The sequence below is a fragment of the Vibrio sp. 1249-1 genome (assembly GCF_033340495.1).
The window spans coordinates 1-907 of sequence record NZ_JAWOWJ010000254.1; the positions used below are offsets into that span (position 1 = coordinate 1).

At 42.6% G+C, this 907-nt stretch carries 2 protein-coding genes; both read right to left on the bottom strand.

Annotated features, from left to right (window positions below):
- On the bottom strand, positions 1–659 hold a 659-nt coding region (gene tssG / locus R7Z50_RS25640; RefSeq protein ID WP_318149494.1), incomplete at its 3' end, for a type VI secretion system baseplate subunit TssG.
- Positions 656–907: type VI secretion system baseplate subunit TssF (locus tag R7Z50_RS25645; protein WP_318149495.1), on the bottom strand; the 252-nt coding region annotated here is incomplete at its 5' end. The genes R7Z50_RS25645 and tssG, both read right to left, overlap by 4 nt.

Genomic DNA, 907 nt, shown 5'->3' on the forward strand with positions numbered 1-907 from the left:
TGTGCAAACTGGCCTTCGGGCATACTTTTCGATGCCAAACGAGTTTGTTCAGATTTAGACAGTCGCATCCATTGACCTTGAAACTCGTGAATACGAATTTGGCAACCAGACAAACATTCCAAAATGCTCTTCAATGCACCTTTACTTCGTGTTGGAGATGCATACATGCCGCCATAATGCAGTGCTAGATCATTCCCATTGCCAGTCAATGACGACATGCAATCAGTTAATGGGGAGCGCTGATTTTTTGCATGCGCACGCGCTTGTATGGTTAACTGACTTAACTGCCAACTTCGATAATAGAGGGATAAAAGCCGATGGTTAAAAATGTCATAGAAGTCCGCCATCGCATGATCGCCTTCTTTCAGTGGATGCAATGCAAGCTCACTGTAATGCTGAGGCAGTACACCCTGCTCCCCCGTCAAGCCAATCAAATTTGTCTCAAGCGCTAATTTATCTTTACCTAATGGTTTAGTAGAAACGAGTTGCGCATTCTCAAAGCCTAAAGACGCATTGACCTTTAAGTTGAGTTTCTCGTTTTTGGGTAATGCATCTGTTCCAATTTGCGATTCAACTTTCAAAAGCTCTTGCTCAATAAGATGAATAGCTTCAAACAAAGAACGTTGCTTTAGCTCGCGGTAGAAGTCCTCTGAGCTCATAACAACACCTTATCACCTGTCAGCGCAGGCCATACGTGAAAGGAGCTGCTGGTTGATTTCAACTTAATCTCTAACTGCGTAAACACGTTAATCTCCGCATATTGAGCAAAGTAAACAGATAACACGCTACCCAATAAAAAGATCTGCTCTTTTGGCAGTATCTGATCTGATACTGTTAGAATCAGCTTTACTCCATGTACAAAACCAACATTTCCTTTCTGACTAACCCCACCGGTTGTATGTTCAAA